The sequence below is a fragment of the Belnapia moabensis DSM 16746 genome, assembly GCF_000745835.1.
In the GTDB taxonomy this organism is placed as follows: Bacteria; Pseudomonadota; Alphaproteobacteria; order Acetobacterales; family Acetobacteraceae; genus Belnapia; species Belnapia moabensis.
This window is the reverse complement of record NZ_JQKB01000266.1, coordinates 1-1,540: the sequence shown is the minus strand read 5'-3', so window position 1 is coordinate 1,540 and position 1,540 is coordinate 1. Positions and strand designations below refer to the sequence as shown.

Below are 1,540 nucleotides of genomic sequence, written 5' to 3'. Positions count from 1 at the left end.
GGAAGTTCGACGGCACCGGGACGGGTTACCGGTCCTCCTCGTCACCGGCTATGTAGGTGACAGCCACTCCGCGGTGCAGGAATTCCCAGTGCTGCTAAAGCCGTTTACGGCACTGGAACTCACCCTTGCGATTAGGGCGCTGCTGCACAACAGGGTGCCGGCCTCTCAGCCGACAGCGGTCGAGTGTAGCCTATCGGATGCTCATTGTCGTTAGCTGGATCATTAGCCGCAAGCCATGTGCCGGCTCGGTTTGGCCAGGACAGCGCACCGCACAGCAGCAACGAGGTCTCCGTACTTAATAGGCTTGTGCAGCAGGGCACATGGCCCATTGCCGCTCCCGTCCTGCAAGGCCGGCAGCCCGCCCGGCGGGGCCGAGCCGGTTACCACGATCACCGGGAGATCGGGCTGGACGCCCTGAAGGGCGCGGATAAGGTCTTCGCCGCTCATGCGAGGCATGTTGAGATCGGTCACCAGCGCATCAAGCCGAGTTCCAAGTCTTTCTACTTCCGCCAGCGCCACAACACCGTCGCCGGCTATACTCACCTCATAGCCCTCGGCTTCAAGGAGGTCGGACAGCGACAGTGCAATCATAGCCTCATCCTCCGCGATAAGGATGTGGGCCGCTCCCGCTTCTGGCGCACCTAATCGAGGCTTTTGGGTAGCCATATTCTACACCCTAAATAAGAGCGCCATGCACAACTTCAACGGGTGTATTCGCTGCGAGTTCGCCACCTTTACTGAATGCTCTCGATATATTTCCACCAAGCGAAGTGGACAAGGGAATTTTGATTATCAATGATTGAGAGACGAGGCCGCACCGCCTTGCAAACAGCCGTACCGCAGGTTGAGTGTTTAACTTTGCTTGCGTGTTCACCGGAACTGATGAGATCATTCGCGCAAGGGACCATTCGCACAAGGGTGGAAGCCGCTGGAGCGAAAGCTCGTGAAGAACAGCAAACAGCCAAACACGGAAGACAATAGTCATCGGAGGGATGCGCCTCTAACCGTGGTGCCGGACTATCTAGAGGCGGTTCATGAAGCCCTACGCCAGAGCGAGGCCTGTCATCGCGCCAACTTCATCCGTGCGCCAGTTCCGATGCTCATCCTTGACCTTCGAGCCGTTGTGACGGACGTGTCTGACCGATGCCTTGATCTACTCGGTTGTAGCCGCCACCAAGTCCTTGATCAGCCCGTGTTGGAGTTCCAAGAGCCGCAATCTGCCCAGCGGACCGCTGCCGCATGGGGAGACCTGTTGGTCAACGGTGAAATACACGAGGTGGAGTGCTGCTTCCTCAGGCGAGATGGCGCCATGCTCGACGTGCTACTCTCGGCAACGGTGGAGCGCACGCCGGCAAGCGGTGAGTTTCGGGTCATCGCGGCATTGACAGATATTACAGGCCGCAAGCAGGCCGAGGCGGCGCTGCGGGCCAGCGAGGAAGGCTTTCGGCACGCGCAGAAGATGGAGGCCGTCGGCCAACTCACCGGCAGTATCGCACACGACTTCAACAATGTGCTCCAAGCCGTGACAAGCAACCTCGAA

The 1,540-nt window shown here is 59.0% G+C and carries 2 protein-coding genes; one reads left to right on the top strand and one right to left on the bottom strand.

Annotation, left to right across the window (positions count from 1 at the left end; genetic code table 11):
- Positions 1–222 precede the first annotated feature (222 nt).
- Positions 223–666, bottom strand: a complete 444-nt coding sequence (locus EP26_RS32785; RefSeq protein WP_084113201.1) for a response regulator — start codon at positions 664–666, stop codon at positions 223–225.
- Between the two features lie 340 nt (positions 667–1,006).
- Here EP26_RS32785 and EP26_RS36015 point away from each other — a divergent pair.
- Positions 1,007–1,540 (top strand): PAS domain S-box protein (locus EP26_RS36015; protein ID WP_211259649.1); only part of this gene is annotated, 534 nt, incomplete at its 3' end.

Coding starts and splice junctions, on each gene's coding strand:
- EP26_RS32785 (WP_084113201.1), bottom strand. CDS start 666: ATGGCTACCCAAAAGCCTCGATTAGGTGCGCCAGAAGCGGGAGCGGCC.